The sequence below is a fragment of the Citrobacter sp. CRE-46 genome (assembly GCF_059615875.1).
The window spans coordinates 4,249,635-4,268,561 of the sequence record NZ_CM184341.1; the positions used below are offsets into that span (position 1 = coordinate 4,249,635).

General features: G+C 52.8%; 14 protein-coding genes and 1 pseudogene. 7 read left to right on the forward strand and 8 right to left on the reverse strand.

Features of this window, described 5'->3' with window-relative positions; translation table 11 throughout:
• Positions 1 to 254 precede the first annotated feature (254 nt).
• Positions 255 to 1,856, forward strand: a pseudogene (locus AC534G_RS20755) (DUF3300 domain-containing protein).
• A 10-nt stretch (positions 1,857 to 1,866) separates the two neighbouring features.
• Positions 1,867 to 2,661: a DUF2950 family protein gene (locus AC534G_RS20760; RefSeq protein ID WP_038637277.1), complete on the forward strand. Its 795-nt coding sequence runs from the start codon at positions 1,867 to 1,869 to the stop codon at positions 2,659 to 2,661.
• A gap of 62 nt (positions 2,662 to 2,723) precedes the next feature.
• On the opposite strand, the gene traT is transcribed toward AC534G_RS20760, so the two are convergent.
• The 6 genes from traT to pdhR form a co-directional block, all read right to left on the reverse strand.
• Complete coding sequence (gene traT, locus AC534G_RS20765) at positions 2,724 to 3,455, reverse strand: conjugal transfer complement resistance protein TraT (protein WP_038637274.1); 732 nt, start codon at positions 3,453 to 3,455, stop codon at positions 2,724 to 2,726.
• Positions 3,456 to 3,663: 208 nt separating this feature from the next.
• On the reverse strand, positions 3,664 to 3,948 hold the full coding sequence (locus tag AC534G_RS20770) for a hypothetical protein (protein WP_060855471.1): 285 nt from the start codon (positions 3,946 to 3,948) through the stop codon (positions 3,664 to 3,666).
• Between the two features lie 270 nt (positions 3,949 to 4,218).
• Positions 4,219 to 5,643, reverse strand: a complete 1,425-nt coding sequence (gene lpdA, locus AC534G_RS20775; protein WP_003018686.1) for a dihydrolipoyl dehydrogenase — start codon at positions 5,641 to 5,643, stop codon at positions 4,219 to 4,221.
• A 175-nt stretch (positions 5,644 to 5,818) separates the two neighbouring features.
• The gene (aceF, locus tag AC534G_RS20780; RefSeq protein ID WP_038637268.1) at positions 5,819 to 7,711 is read right to left on the reverse strand and encodes a pyruvate dehydrogenase complex dihydrolipoyllysine-residue acetyltransferase; all 1,893 of its coding nucleotides are present in this window, start codon (positions 7,709 to 7,711) and stop codon (positions 5,819 to 5,821) included.
• Between the two features lie 14 nt (positions 7,712 to 7,725).
• On the reverse strand, positions 7,726 to 10,389 hold the full coding sequence (gene aceE / locus AC534G_RS20785) for a pyruvate dehydrogenase (acetyl-transferring), homodimeric type (RefSeq protein ID WP_038637266.1): 2,664 nt from the start codon (positions 10,387 to 10,389) through the stop codon (positions 7,726 to 7,728).
• 162 nt (positions 10,390 to 10,551) lie between these two features.
• Positions 10,552 to 11,316, reverse strand: a complete 765-nt coding sequence (gene pdhR, locus AC534G_RS20790) for a pyruvate dehydrogenase complex transcriptional repressor PdhR (RefSeq protein ID WP_003018699.1) — start codon at positions 11,314 to 11,316, stop codon at positions 10,552 to 10,554.
• Positions 11,317 to 11,881: 565 nt separating this feature from the next.
• Between pdhR and aroP the strand changes: the two genes are divergently transcribed.
• From aroP to AC534G_RS20805, 3 genes are all read left to right on the forward strand, one after another.
• Complete coding sequence (gene aroP, locus AC534G_RS20795) at positions 11,882 to 13,255, forward strand: aromatic amino acid transporter AroP (protein ID WP_087857667.1); 1,374 nt, start codon at positions 11,882 to 11,884, stop codon at positions 13,253 to 13,255.
• 157 nt (positions 13,256 to 13,412) lie between these two features.
• On the forward strand, positions 13,413 to 14,819 hold the full coding sequence (locus tag AC534G_RS20800) for a glycoside-pentoside-hexuronide (GPH):cation symporter (protein WP_110498738.1): 1,407 nt from the start codon (positions 13,413 to 13,415) through the stop codon (positions 14,817 to 14,819).
• On the forward strand, positions 14,819 to 15,769 hold the full coding sequence (locus tag AC534G_RS20805; RefSeq protein WP_110498739.1) for a glycoside hydrolase family 43 protein: 951 nt from the start codon (positions 14,819 to 14,821) through the stop codon (positions 15,767 to 15,769). Before AC534G_RS20800 ends, AC534G_RS20805 begins: the two co-directional genes overlap by 1 nt.
• A 91-nt stretch (positions 15,770 to 15,860) precedes the next feature.
• Here the strand turns inward: AC534G_RS20805 and ampE are convergent, their stop codons facing one another.
• Positions 15,861 to 16,715 carry a beta-lactamase regulator AmpE gene (gene ampE, locus AC534G_RS20810; RefSeq protein WP_038637257.1) on the reverse strand — a complete coding sequence of 285 codons (855 nt, stop codon included), beginning with the start codon at positions 16,713 to 16,715 and terminating at the stop codon, positions 15,861 to 15,863.
• On the reverse strand, positions 16,712 to 17,275 hold the full coding sequence (ampD, locus tag AC534G_RS20815) for a 1,6-anhydro-N-acetylmuramyl-L-alanine amidase AmpD (protein ID WP_038637254.1): 564 nt from the start codon (positions 17,273 to 17,275) through the stop codon (positions 16,712 to 16,714). The genes ampE and ampD overlap by 4 nt, the downstream gene beginning before the upstream one ends.
• An 87-nt stretch (positions 17,276 to 17,362) precedes the next feature.
• Here ampD and nadC point away from each other — a divergent pair, with 87 nt between their 5' ends.
• Both nadC and ppdD read left to right on the forward strand, forming a co-directional pair.
• Complete coding sequence (nadC, locus tag AC534G_RS20820; protein WP_085048304.1) at positions 17,363 to 18,256, forward strand: carboxylating nicotinate-nucleotide diphosphorylase; 894 nt, start codon at positions 17,363 to 17,365, stop codon at positions 18,254 to 18,256.
• A 232-nt stretch (positions 18,257 to 18,488) separates the two neighbouring features.
• The gene (ppdD, locus tag AC534G_RS20825; protein WP_038637249.1) at positions 18,489 to 18,926 is read left to right on the forward strand and encodes a prepilin peptidase-dependent pilin; all 438 of its coding nucleotides are present in this window, start codon (positions 18,489 to 18,491) and stop codon (positions 18,924 to 18,926) included.
• Position 18,927 lies beyond the last annotated feature (1 nt).

Genomic DNA, 18,927 nt, shown 5'->3' on the forward strand with positions numbered 1-18,927 from the left:
TGTAGCGGCGAGGCGGGACGCATTTCAGAGGGATAAAGAGCGCCGTAAAGCGGTTGATTTTCAAGCGTGACGCGCTGAATTTTCCAGCGTTTTTTTAGCCGTCAGATATAATTGTGTAATAAATACTCACACTCTTTTTCCAGACCTGCCGGCTGAATCCCCAATAAAAGTCAAAACTGTCAAACACGGGTGCATGATACTCGCGGCAACAGGAACGCCTCACGGCACAGCGCTTGTCTCGTTGGAGTCATTTTATGAAGTTGCCATTTAAGCCACATCTGCTTGTTCTTCTGTGCAGTGCCGGGTTGTTTGCCGCCTCTGGCGTGATGTTCGTTAAAAGTCGCGTAACGGAGCCCGCTGCGCCGGCCCCCGTCGCACAACAACCTTCAACGCCGGCACCAGCTCCCGTAGCGGCCCCTGCTCCCGTTGACCAACCTGCGCCTGCTGCCGCGCCGACATACTCGGCTGCGCAAATCGATCAGTGGGTGGCACCTATCGCGCTCTATCCGGATTCACTACTGTCACAAATTTTGATGGCCTCAACCTATCCGGCTAACGTCATCCAGGCCGCGCAGTGGTCAAAAGATAATCCCAAAATGCAGGGCGATGCCGCCATTCAGGCCGTTGCTGGTCAACCCTGGGATCCCAGCGTGAAATCGCTGGTTGCCTTTCCACAGTTGATGTCACTGATGGGTGAAAATCCACCGTGGGTACAAAGCCTGGGTGACGCTTTCCTCGCGCAACCGAAAGACGTCATGGACTCCGTACAACGCCTGCGCGCGCTGGCGCAACAAACCGGGGCGTTGCAATCGACACCGCAACAGACCGTCACTACTGTGACAAAAGCGGCACCGGCTAAAACCGTCACCAGCGAGTCAACAACCAGTTCTACTACCACGACCGCCACGGCAAGCCCAACGATTATCAAAATTGAATCCGCCGATCCACAGGTGGTGTACGTCCCCACCTATAACCCGAACACGGTTTACGGCACCTGGCCCAATACCGCCTATCCGCCAACCTATCTGCCGCCAACGCCCGGCGAGCAGTTTGGCAACAGCTTCGTGAACGGTTTAGGCTTCAGCCTCGGTGTCGCCACAACCTATGCCATCTTCAGCAACATCGACTGGGATGATGACGATGACTGGGACCACCATCATCACGATGACTGGGATAACCATGGCGGGTATAACCGCAACGGCGATAACAACATCAATATCAACGTTGATAACTTCAATAAAATCAGCGGACAACGGCTAACGGACGCCAACCGTAACTGGCAGCACAACCCGGCCTATCGCGAGGGTGTGCCGTATCCTAATAGCCAGCTCAATAACCGCTTTCACTCCACTAATACGGCAACGGGCTTAAGCTCAACCCAGCAACGACCGATCAACCGTGATAGCCAGCGTCAGGCAGCCCTGAGCCAGATGGAAAAATCAACGGGGAAAACTTTCCCGCAAACGGCGCGTACGGGCACGAGAGACGCCCAGCGTCAGGCATCCAGTCAACAACTGAAGCAAATTTCTCAGCGTAATAACTACCGCGGTTACGATACCAAACCGCAAACGGCGCAACGGGCAAACACTCAGCAGCGTGAAAATCGCCAGGCTGCCGCCCAGCGCCAGGAGAAACGGATCACGCAACCGGCGCAGCAACGCAATATACAGCAACATAATTTTCTACAACGGACCAGCCAGCCGCGCGCCAATGCGCTGAGCGGCAATGACAGTCGCTCCGCCAGCTGGCAGGCGCAGCAGCAGCGAGGGGCCTAAAGCAGGCAGTTCGCCCGCAACCAGCCATCTCGCCAGCTATCCGGCGGTCGTGCTGAACACCGTGAATTCCGTCATCGTTAAGGGAACCGACATGAAAAATAAACTACTCAGTGGAATGGTGTTGTTCATGGTTTCGGCCACCGCGATGGCGCAGCAATCCTTCAGCACGCCAGACCAGGCCACCAATGCGCTGGCAAACGCTATTAGTGAGCAAAATGAAAGTGCGATGAACAACCTGCTCGGGGAAAACTGGCGCGAGTTTCTGCCGCCGGAAGGCGTCGATCCTGATGCGGTTGATCGCTTCCTGCGCGACTGGAAGGTTCGCCATAACACCGTTGTCGACGGTAATACCGCGCATCTGGTTGTCGGAGACAGCGACTGGCAACTGCCGATCCCGGTGGTTAAAACCACCTCTGGCTGGCAATTTGATATTAAGGAAGCGGCCGAAGAGATCCTGACCCGTGAGATTGGGCGCAACGAACTCGCTGCCATCGAGGCGTTACATGCCTACGTCGATGCTCAGCAAAGCTACTTTGCGATGAACCAGACATACGCACAAAAGATTGTCAGCTCTGAAGGGAAAAAAGATGGTCTGTACTGGCCCGTTTCACCCGGTGAAGCGCCAAGCCCGCTTGGACCAGCCTTCAGTCCGCAGGAACCCGGTACAGGCTATCACGGTTATCATTTCCGTATTCTTCCCGACAAAACCAGCGGCTTTGCGATGGTTGCCTGGCCCGTTAGCTACGATCATACTGGCGTGATGAGCTTTATGGTTAACGGTGATGACAAGGTCTATCAGGCGGATCTTGGCGAGGAGTCGCAGCAAAAAGCACAGGCGTTAACCGCCTACCACCTGGATAAAACCTGGCAGCCTGTCGCGCCCTGAATCCCCAGAGTCGAAGGATGAGTTGCCGGGTAAGCGTAGCCCCCCCGGCAACTCGCAACAAATTACAGGATGTTAGCGACAGATTTCGCCAGTTGCGCTTCCAGAACCGGCTTCGCTTCTTCGAACTTCAGGTTTACCTTATTCGCATTTGAAACAACACGAGTCTGGTATTTTGCGCGATCGCCTTGCGCAGTGCTGGTTTGCAGCTTGATGCCGGACGTCCCCTGACGCAGCGCGGCAACGTTATCCGTTGTCACTTTCGCTTTGCTGCGCTCGGAGATTTGCAGGTCAGTGACCATGGTGTAGTTTACGTCCTCCACCATCGCATCCGCAGCCATACCGATCAGTCCCGCAGCCAGGCCAACGCCCAGCGCCGCGCCGGAGGAGTTGCTGTTATAAGCGGTAATCCCCGCGCCTAAAGCTGCCCCCATCGCCGCCCCTTCATAACCGGTCTTGAGGAAGCCCTGAGCTTCGCGCAGATCCATTTTGTCCGCTTTCAGTACGTTCGCCTGCACCCAGTAGTAAGCGTTATCCGGCGAACTGGTCACTTTATAGCCCTTAGCCGACAGGTCATTTGCCAGCAGGGTTTGCAGATTGCTCATGTCTTTATCGGAAGTGTTTTTCACCTGAATGTAGACGGTCTTCTCGCTGGAAGGCTCCAGCCAGATGGTCTCACTCATCTGCGTTTTCACTTCAAGATTACGTTTTTTAACGGCGGTGGTCATGGCGCCACACCCGGTCAGGGTCATTGTCGCGACAACCATGCCAACAACCGCGATTTTTTTTAAAGACATGTTTTTTCCTTTTTTCGTGTAATAAAGAGTCCAGAGCCTCTTAACCGCGCGGCCAGTAGCCACACAATGGCGAAAAAAGTATCGGCAGTTGCGCAATTTTTTTTAGCGGAAATATCAATAAGATGACTACCAGAACTGGTAGTTTGGGATTGGCGTCATTGCCCAGACGCTCACGTCAGCGAAGATGTGTCTGACGTGAGCGGGAGAGTTAATTCTGATGCGGCATTAATTCAGGATAACCTTTAAACGCTGGCTTAGTGCTGGTAAGTGCTACTTCATCAGCCCGAATGCTGCCAGAGTTTGTTGCCCATACACCTTCCTGTGTCTGGCTAATCTGCTGATGCTGCGCATTCAAATTTTGTCCCATTGCCGCAATATGCGTGCTTTCGGTACCACCGCTGTTGGTAGCCCATGGGATGACGGCATCCTGCGCCAGCGCCATGCCGGAAATAAACACGGTAGTCATTACTGCTGCTTTTAAAAAACGTTTCATCATTTCCCCTCTCAATTTGTTATCACGCTATTAGTTTAGAGGGTTATTAGTTTCATCTAATGACAAGATAAGGTAATTTATTTCTTGTGAAACAGGAAGTTGATTTGGAATGCCGATTTCATGCGGTTCGGGCGTATCGTGCAGTACGGGAAAAAACATTTTCTGGCAATTCGGCTATTCACCTTAATTTTTGCCAAATTTTGACACCATTTTGTAACAAACACATAAAAAAAAGCGGCCATTCAGCCGCTTTTTATCATTTTGGAAAAATTACTTTTTCTTCGCTTTCGGATTCGGCAGGTCGGTGATGCTACCTTCGAACACTTCGGCAGCCAGACCGACGGACTCGTGCAGCGTCGGGTGCGCGTGGATGGTCAGCGCGATGTCTTCAGCGTCACAACCCATTTCGATCGCCAGACCGATTTCACCCAGCAGCTCGCCGCCGTTGGTACCGACAATCGCTCCACCGATCACACGGTGAGATTCTTTGTCGAAAATCAGTTTGGTCATACCGTCTGCGCAGTCAGAAGCGATAGCACGGCCAGAAGCAGCCCACGGGAAGGTGGCGGTTTCGTAGCTGATGCCTTTTTCTTTCGCTTCTTTCTCAGTCAGGCCAACCCATGCAACTTCTGGTTCAGTGTACGCGATGGATGGGATAACTTTCGGATCGAAGTAGTGTTTCTTACCGGCGATAACTTCAGCGGCAACATGACCTTCGTGAACACCTTTATGCGCCAGCATCGGCTGACCGACGATATCGCCGATAGCAAAGATGTGCGGCACGTTGGTGCGCAGCTGTTTGTCAACGCGGATGAAGCCACGGTCGTCAACTTCCACGCCAGCTTTGCCCGCATCGAGGTTTTTGCCGTTCGGTACACGACCGATAGCCACCAGCACGGCATCGTAACGCTGTGCTTCAGCAGGCGCTTTTTTACCTTCCATGGAAACGTAGATACCGTCTTCTTTCGCTTCAACGGCGGTCACTTTGGTTTCCAGCATCAGGTTGAATTTCTTGCTGATGCGCTTGGTGAAGACTTTAACCACGTCTTTATCGGCAGCCGGGATAACCTGATCGAACATTTCAACTACGTCGATCTCTGAACCCAGCGCATGGTACACGGTACCCATTTCCAGACCGATGATACCGCCGCCCATAACCAGCAGGCGCTTAGGAACCGTTTTCAGTTCCAGCGCGTCAGTGGAGTCCCACACGCGCGGATCTTCATGCGGAATGAACGGCAGTTCGATCGGACGGGAACCCGCCGCGATGATCGCGTTGTCGAAGTTGATCACGGTTTTGCCGTTTTCGCCTTCAACTTCCAGGGTGTTCGCCCCGGTAAATTTACCCAGACCGTTAACCACTTTCACTTTACGGCCTTTAGCCATACCAGCCAGACCGCCGGTCAGTTGAGTGATAACTTTTTCTTTCCAGGTACGAATCTTGTCGATATCGGTTTTCGGCTCGCCAAAAACGATACCGTGTTCAGCCAACGCTTTGGCTTCTTCGATAACTTTAGCTACGTGCAGCAGCGCTTTAGAAGGGATACAGCCGACGTTCAGACAAACACCGCCGAGGGTGCTGTAACGTTCTACGATGACGGTCTCCAGACCTAAATCTGCGCAACGGAAGGCAGCAGAGTAACCTGCAGGGCCTGCCCCAAGTACCACGACCTGAGTTTTGATTTCAGTGCTCATCATGACCTCTTAATTTATACCCGTCGTCCACCGGGTCGTTCTATCCGCCCGTATTTTACAAAATTGTTAACAATTTTGAAACAACAAACGGCAACCGATTTGTCTTTCGCACAATAACCTCACTGACTTCATGAGATTACCAGAAAAAAGCCGGCCGTCGGGCCGGCTTTTTCGCTTACATCACCAGGCGGCGAATGTCAGACAGCATGTTGTTGATGATGGTGATAAAGCGCGCACCATCCGCACCGTCGATTACGCGGTGGTCAAAGGAGAGCGAAATCGGCATCATCAGACGCGGCATAAACTCTTTACCGTTCCACACTGGCTCCATTGCGGACTTGGAGACACCGAGGATCGCCACTTCCGGCGCGTTAACAATCGGCGCGAAGTGGGTAGTACCCAGGCCACCGATGCTGGAGATGGTGAAGCAACCGCCCTGCATTTCGCCAGCAGTCAGCTTGCCATCACGCGCTTTCTTGGAGATGGTGGTCAGTTCGCGAGACAGCTCGGTAATGCTCTTCTTGTTCACGTCTTTGAAGACCGGAACAACCAGACCATTCGGCGTATCAACCGCAACACCGATGTTGATGTATTTCTTCAGGGTCAGACGCTGACCATCTTCGGACAGAGAGCTGTTGAAGCGCGGCATCTGTTCCAGAGCGGCGGCAACGGCTTTCATGATGAAGACCACTGGGGTGAATTTCACGTCCAGTTTACGTTTTTCAGCTTCGGCGTTCTGCTGTTTACGGAACGCTTCCAGATCGGTGATATCGGTCTTATCAAAGTGCGTAACGTGCGGGATCATCACCCAGTTACGGCTCAGGTTCGCCCCAGAAATTTTCTGGATACGGCCCAGTTCCACTTCTTCGATTTCACCAAACTTGCTGAAGTCCACTTTCGGCCAGGGCAGCATGCCCGGGATACCGCCGCCAGCAGATGCTGCCGGTGCAGACTCGGCGCGTTTAACCGCGTCTTTCACGTAAGCCTGAACGTCTTCACGCAGGATACGACCTTTACGACCGGTACCTTTCACTTTCGCCAGGTTCACACCAAACTCGCGCGCCAGGCGACGAATCAGCGGAGTCGCGTGGACGTAAGCGTCGTTTTCAGCGAAGTCAGATTTACCTTCCGCTTTTGCAGCTGGAGCTGCTGGCTTCTCAGCTTTCGCCGCAGGAGCCGGAGCCGCCGCTTCTTGTTTAGCCGGAGCGGCCGCAGGCGCTGCGCCTTCAACTTCGAAGACCATAATCAGAGAACCGGTTTTCACTTTGTCGCCGGTGCTGATTTTGATTTCTTTCACGGTGCCCGCGAACGGCGCCGGAACTTCCATTGACGCTTTGTCGCCTTCAACGGTGATCAGTGATTGTTCAGCGGCAATTTTATCGCCCACTTTAACCATCACTTCAGTGACTTCAACTTCATCACCACCGATGTCCGGCACGTTCACTTCTTTCGAGCCAGAGGCTGCCGGAGCCGGAGCTGCTGCTGGAGCCGCTTCAGCTTTCGCCGGGGCAGCCGCACCAGCTTCGCCTGCTACTTCAAAGATCATAATCAGGGAGCCGGTAGACACTTTGTCGCCAGTGCTGATTTTGATCTCTTTCACGGTGCCTGCGAACGGCGCCGGAACTTCCATAGAGGCTTTGTCGCCTTCAACGGTGATCAGAGACTGCTCAGCCGCAACGGTGTCGCCCACTTTAACCATCACTTCGGTCACTTCGACTTCGTCGCCGCCGATGTCCGGTACGTGTACTTCTTTCGCCGCTGCCGCAGCAGGTGCTGCTGCCGGAGCCGCTTCTTTCTTCTCTTCTGCCGGAGCAGGTGCAGCAGCAGCTGCACCGTCGGCGGAATCGAAAATCATGATCAGTTTGCCGGTCTCAGTTTTATCGCCAACAGAGACTTTGATCTCTTTAACGATACCAGCCTGAGGAGACGGAACTTCCATAGAGGCTTTGTCGCCTTCTACGGTGATCAGCGACTGTTCAGCTTCAACTTTGTCGCCCACTTTGACCAGGATCTCGGTGATTTCAACTTCATCAGCCCCGATGTCCGGTACATTGATTTCGATAGCCATTATTCTTTTACCTCTTACGCCAGACGCGGGTTAACTTTATCTGCATCGATGTTGAATTTGGTGATTGCGTCAGCAACCACTTTCTTATCGATTTCGCCACGTTTAGCCAGTTCGCCCAGGGCCGCTACAACCACGTAGGAAGCATCAACTTCGAAGTGGTGACGCAGGTTTTCACGGCTGTCAGAGCGACCGAAGCCGTCAGTACCCAGTACGCGGTAATCATCAGCCGGTACATAAGTACGAACCTGTTCGGCAAACAGTTTCATATAGTCAGTAGATGCTACTGCCGGTGCGTCGTTCATTACCTGAGCGATGTACGGAACGCGCGGCGTTTCCATCGGGTGCAGCATGTTCCAGCGCTCACAATCCTGGCCATCACGCGCCAGTTCAGTGAAGGAGGTTACGCTGTACACGTCAGAACCCACACCGTAGTCGTTCGCCAGGATCTGAGCAGCTTCACGCACGTGACGCAGGATAGAACCGGAGCCCAGCAGCTGAACTTTACCTTTCTTACCTTCGAGGGTTTCGAGTTTGTAGATACCTTTACGGATACCTTCCTCGGCGCCTGCTGGCATTGCCGGCATGTGGTAGTTTTCGTTCAGGGTGGTGATGTAGTAGTAAACGTTCTCTTGTTTCTCACCGTACATACGCTCCAGACCATCGTGCATGATGACCGCAACTTCGTACGCGTAAGACGGATCGTAAGAGATACAGTTCGGGATAGTCAGAGACTGAATATGGCTGTGACCATCTTCGTGCTGCAGACCTTCGCCGTTCAGCGTAGTACGACCGGAAGTACCACCAATCAGGAAGCCGCGAGCCTGCTGGTCGCCTGCCTGCCAGCACAGGTCGCCGATACGCTGGAACCCGAACATGGAGTAGTAGATGTAGAACGGAATCATCGGCAGATCGTTGGTGCTGTAAGAAGTCGCAGCAGCCAGCCAGGATGCGCCGGCACCCAGTTCGTTGATACCTTCCTGCAGGATCTGACCTTTCTCGTCTTCTTTATAGTAAGCAACCTGCTCACGGTCCTGCGGGGTGTACTGCTGGCCGTTCGGGCTGTAGATACCGATCTGACGGAACAGACCTTCCATACCGAAAGTACGCGCTTCGTCAGCGATGATCGGAACCAGACGATCTTTGATCGACTTGTTCTTCAGCATCACGTTCAGGGCACGAACGAACGCGATAGTGGTGGAGATTTCTTTGTTCTGCTCTTCCAGCAGCGCACCGAAGTCTTCCAGAGCCGGCAGTTCCAGCTTCTCGGTGAAGTTCGGCTGACGAGCAGGCAGGTAGCCGTGCAGTTTCTGACGCTGGGCGTGCAGATAAGTGTGCTCTTCAGAACCTTCCGGGAAGGTGATGTAAGACAGGTTTTCAACCTGCTCATCGGTCACTGGAACGTTGAAACGGTCGCGGATATAACGCACGCCGTCCATGTTCATTTTCTTAACCTGGTGAGCGATGTTTTTACCTTCGGCGGTGTCACCCATGCCGTAACCTTTAATGGTATGGGCGAGGATTACAGTTGCTTTGCCTTTGGTTTCCTGCGCTTTTTTCAGTGCAGCGTAGACTTTCTTCGGATCGTGACCACCACGGTTCAGAGCCCAAATCTGCTCATCGGTCCAGTCAGCAACCAGAGCTGCGGTTTCCGGGTATTTACCGAAGAAGTGCTCACGTACGTATGCGCCATCTTTGGATTTGAAGGTCTGGTAGTCGCCGTCAACGGTTTCGTTCATCAGTTGGATCAGTTTACCGCTGGTGTCTTTACGCAGCAGCTCATCCCAACGACCGCCCCACATGACTTTGATAACGTTCCAGCCAGCACCTGCAAAGATGCCTTCCAGTTCGTTAACAATCTTGCCGTTACCGGTGACCGGGCCGTCAAGACGCTGCAGGTTACAGTTGATAACAAAGACCAGGTTGTCCAGTTTTTCACGGGTCGCGATAGTGATCGCACCTTTAGATTCTGGCTCATCCATCTCGCCGTCGCCGAGGAAAGCGTAAACTGTTTGTTTAGAGGTATCTTTCAGGCCACGGTGTTCCAGATATTTCAGGAATTTAGCCTGGTAGATAGCACCGATTGGACCCAGACCCATAGAGACGGTCGGGAACTGCCAGAATTCTGGCATCAGTTTCGGGTGCGGGTAGGAAGACAGGCCTTTGCCGTGAACTTCCTGGCGGAAGTTGTTCATCTGCTCTTCGGTCAGACGACCTTCCAGGAATGCGCGTGCGTAGATACCCGGAGAGATGTGACCCTGGAAGTATACCAGGTCGCCGCCATCCTGCTCGTTGCGTGCACGGAAGAAGTGGTTGAAGCAAACATCATATACCGTTGCGGAGGACTGGAAGGATGCCATGTGGCCACCCAGCTCAAGGTCCTTTTTAGACGCGCGCAGTACGGTCATGATGGCGTTCCAGCGGATAGCAGAACGGATACGACGTTCCAGATCCAGATTACCCGGGTATTCCGGCTCATCTTCAACGGCAATAGTGTTGACATAATTGCTGGCCCCTGCACCTGCCGCTACTTTCACGCCGCCTTTGCGCGCTTCTGAAAGCAGTTGGTCGATCAGATACTGAGCACGCTCAACACCTTCTTCACGGATGACCGATTCGATCGCCTGTAGCCAGTCGCGAGTTTCGATCGGATCCACGTCATTTGGGAAACGTTCTGACATGGGGGTATTCCTTATCTATCTAATACGTTGAGTTATCTGGAACCTGTCCCATTACGTTCTCGCCAGAGAGCGTAATAAGACAGGTTCTGCGTTTAGTTGCCGCGCTTTTAGTTCGCGCTTGATTTACAACATCTTCTGGTTAACGTTCTGCCAGAAAAATCACTAATTCTTTCGTTGCTCCAGACGGCGTAAGGCGCGTTCTCGACGGCTTTCCTCACGGCTTCTGTCCAGTAAAATCTCTTCGATAAACGCCAGGTGACGGTGAGACGCTTCACGCGCCTCTTCAGGCTTCCCGGCGATGATTGCTTCAAAGATACGGGTACGATGACTGCTTACCAGCGGCAGCATCTCGCGACGCGCATACAGCAATTCGAAGTTTTGCCGAACGTTCTGGGCCAGCATCGGCTCCATACACCTTAGCAGATGGAGCAGCACCACATTGTGTGCGGCTTCGGTGACAGCAATTTGATACTGGAGTACCGCATCGGATTCGCCGTCCAGATCGCCGGACTGTTGCGCAAGCTCGATCGCATGGTGGAGTTCACGGATACGCGTTTTGTCTTCATCCGTGCTGCGCAGTGCAGCGTAATAGGCTGCAATACCTTCCAACGCATGGCGCGTCTCAAGCAGGTCAAACTGGGATTCAGGATGGTCAGAGAGCAGCTCTACCAGTGGGTCGCTAAAGCTTTGCCACAGGCTGCTCTGTACAAAAGTGCCGCCGCCCTGACGACGAAGCAGTAACCCCTTCGCTTCAAGGCGTTGGATCGCCTCGCGTAAGGAGGGGCGGGAGACGTCGAACTGTTTTGCCAGCTCGCGTTCCGGTGGGAGTTTTTCTCCGGGGCGAAGTGTCCCCTCAAGAATTAAAAACTCCAGCTGCTGCTCAATCACATCGGAGAGTTTTGGTTGGCGGATTTTGCTGTAGGCCATGATTTCCTGTCTTAAGCCATTTGCCCGGAGTCAATTGGTCTTACCAATTTCATGTTCTTGACGCTAAAGTAACAAAGTATTCACCTTCTGTCCATACAGGTTTTGATTGAAATCAGTAAAGGAGGCACATTTTAACAACATTACAGAAATAACGTTTCAAACATGTAACTATGCACAAATGTTAAATTTACCCACCACGGGGTAGTTTTAACCTAATTTAAACGAAAAAATATATTATCTGAACCGATTCACCCACTTAATCATCGAGTTTATAAGCAAAATTTATGAATAAAAATTCATAATGGAAATTTTGTGGTAGTTAAACTCGCATTTACAAATGGTTTCTTTTTATTCAACTCGTCAACACCCTCGCATAAAGCAGGTGCATTCGCGCCCGCATACCATTATTCTGATCAAGACAAAAGTATTAAGGTAACATTTCTTTATTGGCATCTGTAAACAAATTAATACAACAAACGGAATTGCAAACTTACACACGCATTGCTGCGTAGTTCAAAAAATAAGTACTCGAAATTATGAAGAGTAAAACCACACACGAGGTTTAATGATGGAAAGTCAACCGCATGGCGATCAGCTCAAGCGCGGCCTTAAAAACCGCCATATACAGCTAATCGCGCTGGGTGGCGCGATTGGTACCGGGTTATTCCTCGGTAGCGCATCCGTTATCCAGTCTGCAGGACCGGGGATTATCCTGGGTTACGCTATTGCCGGCTTTATCGCCTTTTTGATCATGCGCCAGCTCGGTGAAATGGTCGTTGAAGAGCCGGTTGCAGGCTCCTTTAGCCACTTTGCCTATAAATACTGGGGCGGTTTCGCGGGTTTCTCTTCCGGCTGGAACTATTGGGTACTGTACGTTTTGGTTGCCATGGCAGAGCTAACTGCCGTAGGTAAATACATTCAGTTCTGGTATCCGGAGATCCCAACCTGGGTTTCTGCGGCGGCCTTCTTCGTGCTGATCAACGCCATCAACCTGACCAACGTGAAGGTGTTTGGCGAGATGGAGTTCTGGTTTGCCATTATTAAAGTCATCGCCGTAGTCGCCATGATCCTGTTCGGCGGCTGGCTGCTGTTTAGCGGCAACGGTGGCCCACAGGCCACCGTCAGCAACTTGTGGAGCCAGGGGGGATTCCTGCCGCACGGCTTCACCGGTCTGGTGATGATGATGGCGATTATCATGTTCTCCTTTGGTGGGCTGGAACTGGTCGGCATCACCGCGGCAGAAGCCGATAACCCGGAGCAAAGCATTCCCAAAGCGACTAACCAGGTTATCTACCGTATCCTGATTTTCTATGTCGGTTCGCTGGCGGTTCTGCTTTCCCTGATGCCGTGGACGCGCGTCACCGCTGATACCAGCCCGTTTGTCCTTATTTTCCACGAGCTGGGCGACACCTTTGTTGCCAATGCGCTGAACATCGTGGTGTTGACCGCCGCCCTTTCTGTCTATAACAGCTGCGTATACTGCAACAGTCGTATGCTGTTCGGTCTGGCGCAGCAGGGTAATGCGCCGAAAGCGCTGATGAACGTCGACAAACGCGGCGTACCGGTGAACACTATTCTGGTCTCCGCGCTGGTAACGGCTCTGTGCGTGCTGATCAACTATCTGGCGCCGGAATCCGCCTTTGGCCTACTGATGGCATTGGTGGTTTCCGCCCTGGTGATCAACTGGGCGATGATCAGCCTGGCGCACATGAAGTTCCGCAAAGCCAAACAGCAGCAGGGCGTAACCACCCGCTTCCCTGCGCTGTTCTACCCGCTGGGTAACTGGGTATGCCTGCTGTTCATGGCCGCAGTGCTGGTGATTATGCTGATGACGCCGGGCATGGCGATCTCGGTGTACTTAATCCCGGTATGGATTGGTATTCTTGGCATCGGCTATCTGTGCAAGCAGAAAACGGCCCGCGCGGTTAAAGCGCATTAAACTTCCCTCCCCCACCTGGACCGGGTGGGGGTTGTTACCTGCCTCACACTTTCCCATTCACGACTGTTTCGTCCATATCAGCGGCGTTATCCTGCAACGTAAAAACACCGGTACCAGACAATAATTCTCTCCATATCTCATTAATGGAGTGCAGTTGATGGAAACCAGTAAGCTCACGGTGAAAGAAAAGATCGGCTATGGAATGGGCGACGCCGGATGCAACATCATCTTTGGCGCCATCATGTTGTTTGTTAACTATTTTTACACAGATATTTTTGGTCTTGCACCTGCCCTGGTCGGCGTATTACTGCTCTCAGTACGCGTTATCGATGCCGTTACCGACCCTATAATGGGCGCGATGGCCGACCGCACACGCAGTAAATATGGTCGATTTCGTCCATGGCTTTTGTGGATGGCTTTCCCTTACGCATTATTCAGCGTGCTTATGTTTACCACCCCTGAGTGGACGTATAACAGCAAGGTTATCTATGCCTTCGTCACCTACTTCCTGCTCTCTATTACCTATACGGCGATCAACATTCCCTACTGCTCGCTCGGCAGCGTTATCACCAACGATCCCAAGGAACGCGTCGCCTGCCAGTCATATCGCTTTGTATTGGTAGGAATCGCAACCCTACTGCTCTCCCTTACCCTGCTGCCAATGGCCGACTGGTTTGGCGGGGAAGACAAAGCTAAAGGGTATCAGATGGCGATGGCGGTACTCGCCTTCATCGGCATGTGTATGTTCCTGTTTTGCTTTGCATCAGTCCGTGAACGCGTTCGCCCCGCCGTGCAGACTAACGACGATTTAAAAGCCGACCTGAAAGACGTGTGGAAGAACGACCAGTGGGTAAAAATCCTGCTGTTAACCCTGTGCAACGTCTGCCCGGGCTTTATTCGCATGGCCGCCACCATGTACTACGTTACGTGGGTTATGCAACAAAGCACGCAGTTCGCCACGTTGTTTATCAGCCTCGGCGTCGTCGGCATGATGATCGGCAGCATGCTGGCGAAGGTATTAACCGATCGCTGGTGCAAACTGAAGGTGTTCTTCTGGACCAACATCATCCTGGCGATTTTCTCCGCTGCATTTTATTTCTTCGACCCGAAAGCCACCATGATGATTATGGTGCTCTACTTCCTGCTCAACGTCCTGCATCAGATCCCTTCCCCGCTGCACTGGTCGTTGATGGCGGATGTCGATGACTACGGCGAGTGGAAAACCGGTAAGCGCATCACCGGGATCAGTTTCTCCGGTAACCTGTTTTTCCTCAAGCTGGGCCTGGCAATTGCCGGGGCGATGGTAGGCTTCCTGCTCTCCTGGTACGGCTACGACGCAGGGGCGAAAGCGCAAAGCGACTCCGCCATTAACGGTATTATGCTGCTGTTCACCATCATACCTGGCGTAGGTTATCTGATTACCGCAGGCGTGGTTCGCCTGCTAAAAGTTGACCGCGAGTTTATGCAGCAAATCCAGACCGATCTGGAAAAACGCCGTACCAACTACCGTGAACTCAATGAATACCACGATATAAAAACGACTGAACCCTTAAGGAAAGCCTAATGAAACAGTGGCCAAATCCCTTTATCGAACAACGCGCCGATCCGTTTATCTTACGCGACGGTAGCCACTACTATTTCATTGCGTCAGTGCCAGAATATGACCGACTGGAGATTCGTCGGGCCGACTCTCTGGAGGGATTGCGCTCCGCCACTCCCGTTGTCGTCTGGCGTAAGCCGGAAAGTGGTCCTATGAGCCAACTCATCTGGGCGCCGGAACTTCATCATCTGGCAGGCAAGTGGTACATCTATTTTGCCGCTACCCATACTCAGGCGCTTGATAAGCTGGGGATGTTCCAGCACCGCATGTTTGCCCTGGAGTGCGCAGACGCCGATCCGCTGACCGGCAAGTGGATAGAGAAAGGCCAGATTAAAACGCAGTTTGATACCTTCGCCCTGGACGCCACCACCTTTAATCATCAGGGGAAACAGTGGTATTTGTGGGCACAGAAATCGCCAAATATCGCCGGAAATTCCAATATTTATCTCGCAGAGCTGGAAAACCCATGGACGATTAAAGGCGAGCCGGTCATGCTCAGCCATCCTGAGTATGACTGGGAATGCCGGGGTTTCTGGGTCAACGAGGGTCCGGCAGTCATGGTGCATGGCGACAAGCTGTTTATCAGCTATTCGGCCAGCGCCACCGATGAGAATTACTGTATGGGGTTACTGTGGATTGGCCTCAACGACGATCCGCTCACCCCGCAGAACTGGCATAAATCACCGCGCCCGGTCTTTACCACCAGCTATGAAAATCGCCAGTATGGACCGGGACACAACAGTTTTACGCAAACGCCGGATGGTGAAGATGTACTGGTGTACCACGCGAGAAATTACACTGAGATTGAAGGCGATCCGTTGTACGATCCAAACCGCCATACACGTCTGAAACTGGTGCGCTGGGACGAAAACGGGATGCCCGATTTTGGCATCCCGCCTGCTGATACGATCTAAGCCGTTGCACTGCCCGGTGGCGCTAATGCTTACCGGGCCTACACGTTTTCCATTCCAGGCCGGATAAGCGTTAGCGCCATCCGGCACAACGCTACACTAATGTGCCATAAATGGTGAGCAACGCGATAATCACCACCACCACAAAAGAGGTCTTCTTCGCCATTGAAACAGCCGCTTTTGGCGTTTCGACTTTATCAGTATGCGGTTCACGCGCCAAAGAGAACTGCGCCAGACGCGTTAACACCTGATATTGCGAAGTATGCAGATCCGCCAGTGAGGCAAACCAGGCCGGCAACGCTTTCTCGCCGTGTCCCAGCAACGCATAGACTACGCCAGCCAAACGAACCGGGATCCAGTCCAGCACATGCAGGATCGCATCAATACCCGATTGCAGACGCTGATGCGGCGTCTGATAGCGCGCCAGCCAGGACTGCCAGGCGCGTAAAAAGGCATAACCAACCAGCGTCACCGGTCCCCAAGGACCACCGACAATCAACCAGAATAACGGCGCCAGATAAAAGCGGAAGTTGTTCCATAACAACGCGTTCTGCAGCTCGCGCAAGAACTCTCGCTCATCGCAATCCGGCGGAACCCCATGTATAAGCGTCAGCTCGCTGGCCATCGCCTCACGAGCATGTGCGTCATCGCGAGCGGCCGCCTGCAAATAGGCATGATAGTGGAGACGCGCCTTGCCTGCGCCGATGCACAGCAAGCCAATTAAGATCCACGCCACCAGCAACGGAACATTAAACAGCAGCCCATGAACCGCGCGCAGCAGCAGGAATGTCAGTCCCATTGCAATCAGGGTCATGCCCGCCGTACGCATCATCGAGAAGTGCTTAATTCTGCGGAAAAAAGCTTCCACCCGATGATCAAGCTGCCAGTGCTCACCCAGCTTAAACAGGCGTTCAACAATCAACACCAGTAATGTTGTAAACAACGTCATGTCATCTCCTTGTGCGACGAGGGGGTGACCAGGGCGCGAAATTTTGCCCAGTCAAAAGACGGCCCGGGATCGGTCTTACGTTCGGGGGCAATATTACAGTGTCCAGTCATATTGTTGGCAATGGCCGGATAACGCGTAATCAGTGCATTCGTCACGGCGGCCAGTTGCTTATACTGTGCATCGGTATAGGCCAGCGTATCCGTTCCTTCCAGCTCAATACCAATTGAAAAATCATTACAGCGCTCACGCCCCTGATAATTTGACACGCCCGCATGCCAGGCGCGTTTATCAAAAGGGACGTACTGCACAATCTCACCATCACGGCGGATCAAACAATGGGCTGAGACGCGCAAATGGGCGATCTCAGCAAAAAAAGGATGGGCCTTGGGATCAATCGTGCCGGTAAATAACGCGTCTATCCACGGGCCGCCAAACTCGCCGGGCGGCAGACTGATATTATGCACCACCAGCAGAGAAGGGGTTTCGTCATCCGGGCGGCAATCGTAATGAGGAGAGGGAACGCGTCGCGCCTCTGCCAGCCAGCCCTCGTCTAACAACATGCAGAATCTCCTTATTGGTGGTGCTCATACCAGGTTCAGGGTAGCATGTTTCTACCTTATGATTCGTTAGCAATTTGGAGTTTTATCATGCCGCCTCGCCGCTATAACCCTGACTACCGACGTGACGCGCTGTTGGAACGCATAAATCTGGATATCCCTGCCGCTGTAGCTCAGGCACTGCGCGAAGATTTAGGCGGAGAAGTTGATGCCAATAACGATATCACCGCACAGCTTTTACCCGAAGATATGCGTTCCCACGCCACCGTGATTACCCGAGAAAATGGCGTTTTTTGCGGGAAACGTTGGGTGGAAGAGGTCTTTATTCAATTGGCTGGCGATGATGTCAACATCACCTGGCATGTCGAAGATGGCGACAGCATTAAGGCTAATCAACCGCTGTTTGAGCTGGACGGCCCCTCCCGTGTACTGCTGACCGGCGAACGTACCGCGCTTAATTTTGTACAGACGCTTTCGGGCGTGGCGAGCGAGGTGCGTAAATACGTCGATCTGCTGGCGGGGACAAAAACCCAACTACTGGATACACGTAAAACGCTGCCAGGACTGCGTACCGCTCTGAAATATGCCGTGTTATGCGGCGGCGGCGCGAATCATCGCCTGGGGCTTTCTGACGCCTTCCTGATTAAAGAAAACCACATTATTGCTTCTGGTTCGGTACGTAAGGCCGTTGAAAAAGCCTTCTGGTTGCATCCGGATGTGCCTGTTGAAGTTGAAGTTGAAAGCCTGGAAGAACTGGACGACGCACTGAAAGCCGGGGCGGACATCATCATGCTCGATAACTTCGAAACTGAGCAAATGCGCGAAGCGGTAAAACGCACCAACGGCCAGGCGCGTCTGGAAGTCTCGGGTAACGTCACCCATGAAACGCTGCGCGAATTTGCCGAAACCGGTGTGGACTTTATCTCCGTTGGCGCACTGACCAAGCACGTCCGCGCGCTCGATCTCTCCATGCGTTTTCGTTAATTGCTCATTGCAAGGCCCGATGGCGCTTCGCTTATCGGGCCTCCCCCAGCCGGATAAGGCATTTACGCCGTCATCAGGCAGTTTCTTCGAGCCCCTTCGCAAATACGTTGTCTGATCCTGTAATTTCGTAAAAATCCTCTGAACCCGCTTTCCCGTTCTGTTTTTTGTCTCTCGCCTAAGATCCGTTCGATTTGCCAAAGTAGCGCCAGCTAACTCCAGGAGCGAATCAACAATGGATAAACAACGAGGCTTCACGCTTATCGAACTGATGGTGGTCATTGGCATCATTGCCATTCTTAGCGCCATCGGCATTCCGGCTTATCAAAACTATCTACGCAAAGCCGCCCTGACAGACATGCTGCAAACCTTTGTCCCCTATCGCACTGCGGTCGAGCTCTGTGCGCTGGAGCATGGTGGAACAGAGACTTGCGATGCCGGGACCAATGGCATTCCCTCCCCCACAACCACCCGTTATGTCTCAGGCATGAGGGTTGAAAAAGGCGTTGTCAGCCTCACAGGCCAGGAAAGCCTGAATGGGCTAAGTATCACGATGACGCCGGGTTGGGACAATGCCAACGGTATTACCGGCTGGAACCGTAACTGCGCCATTCCAAATGACAGCGCACTACAACAGGCTTGCGAAGACGTTTTCCGCTTCGACACGTACTAAG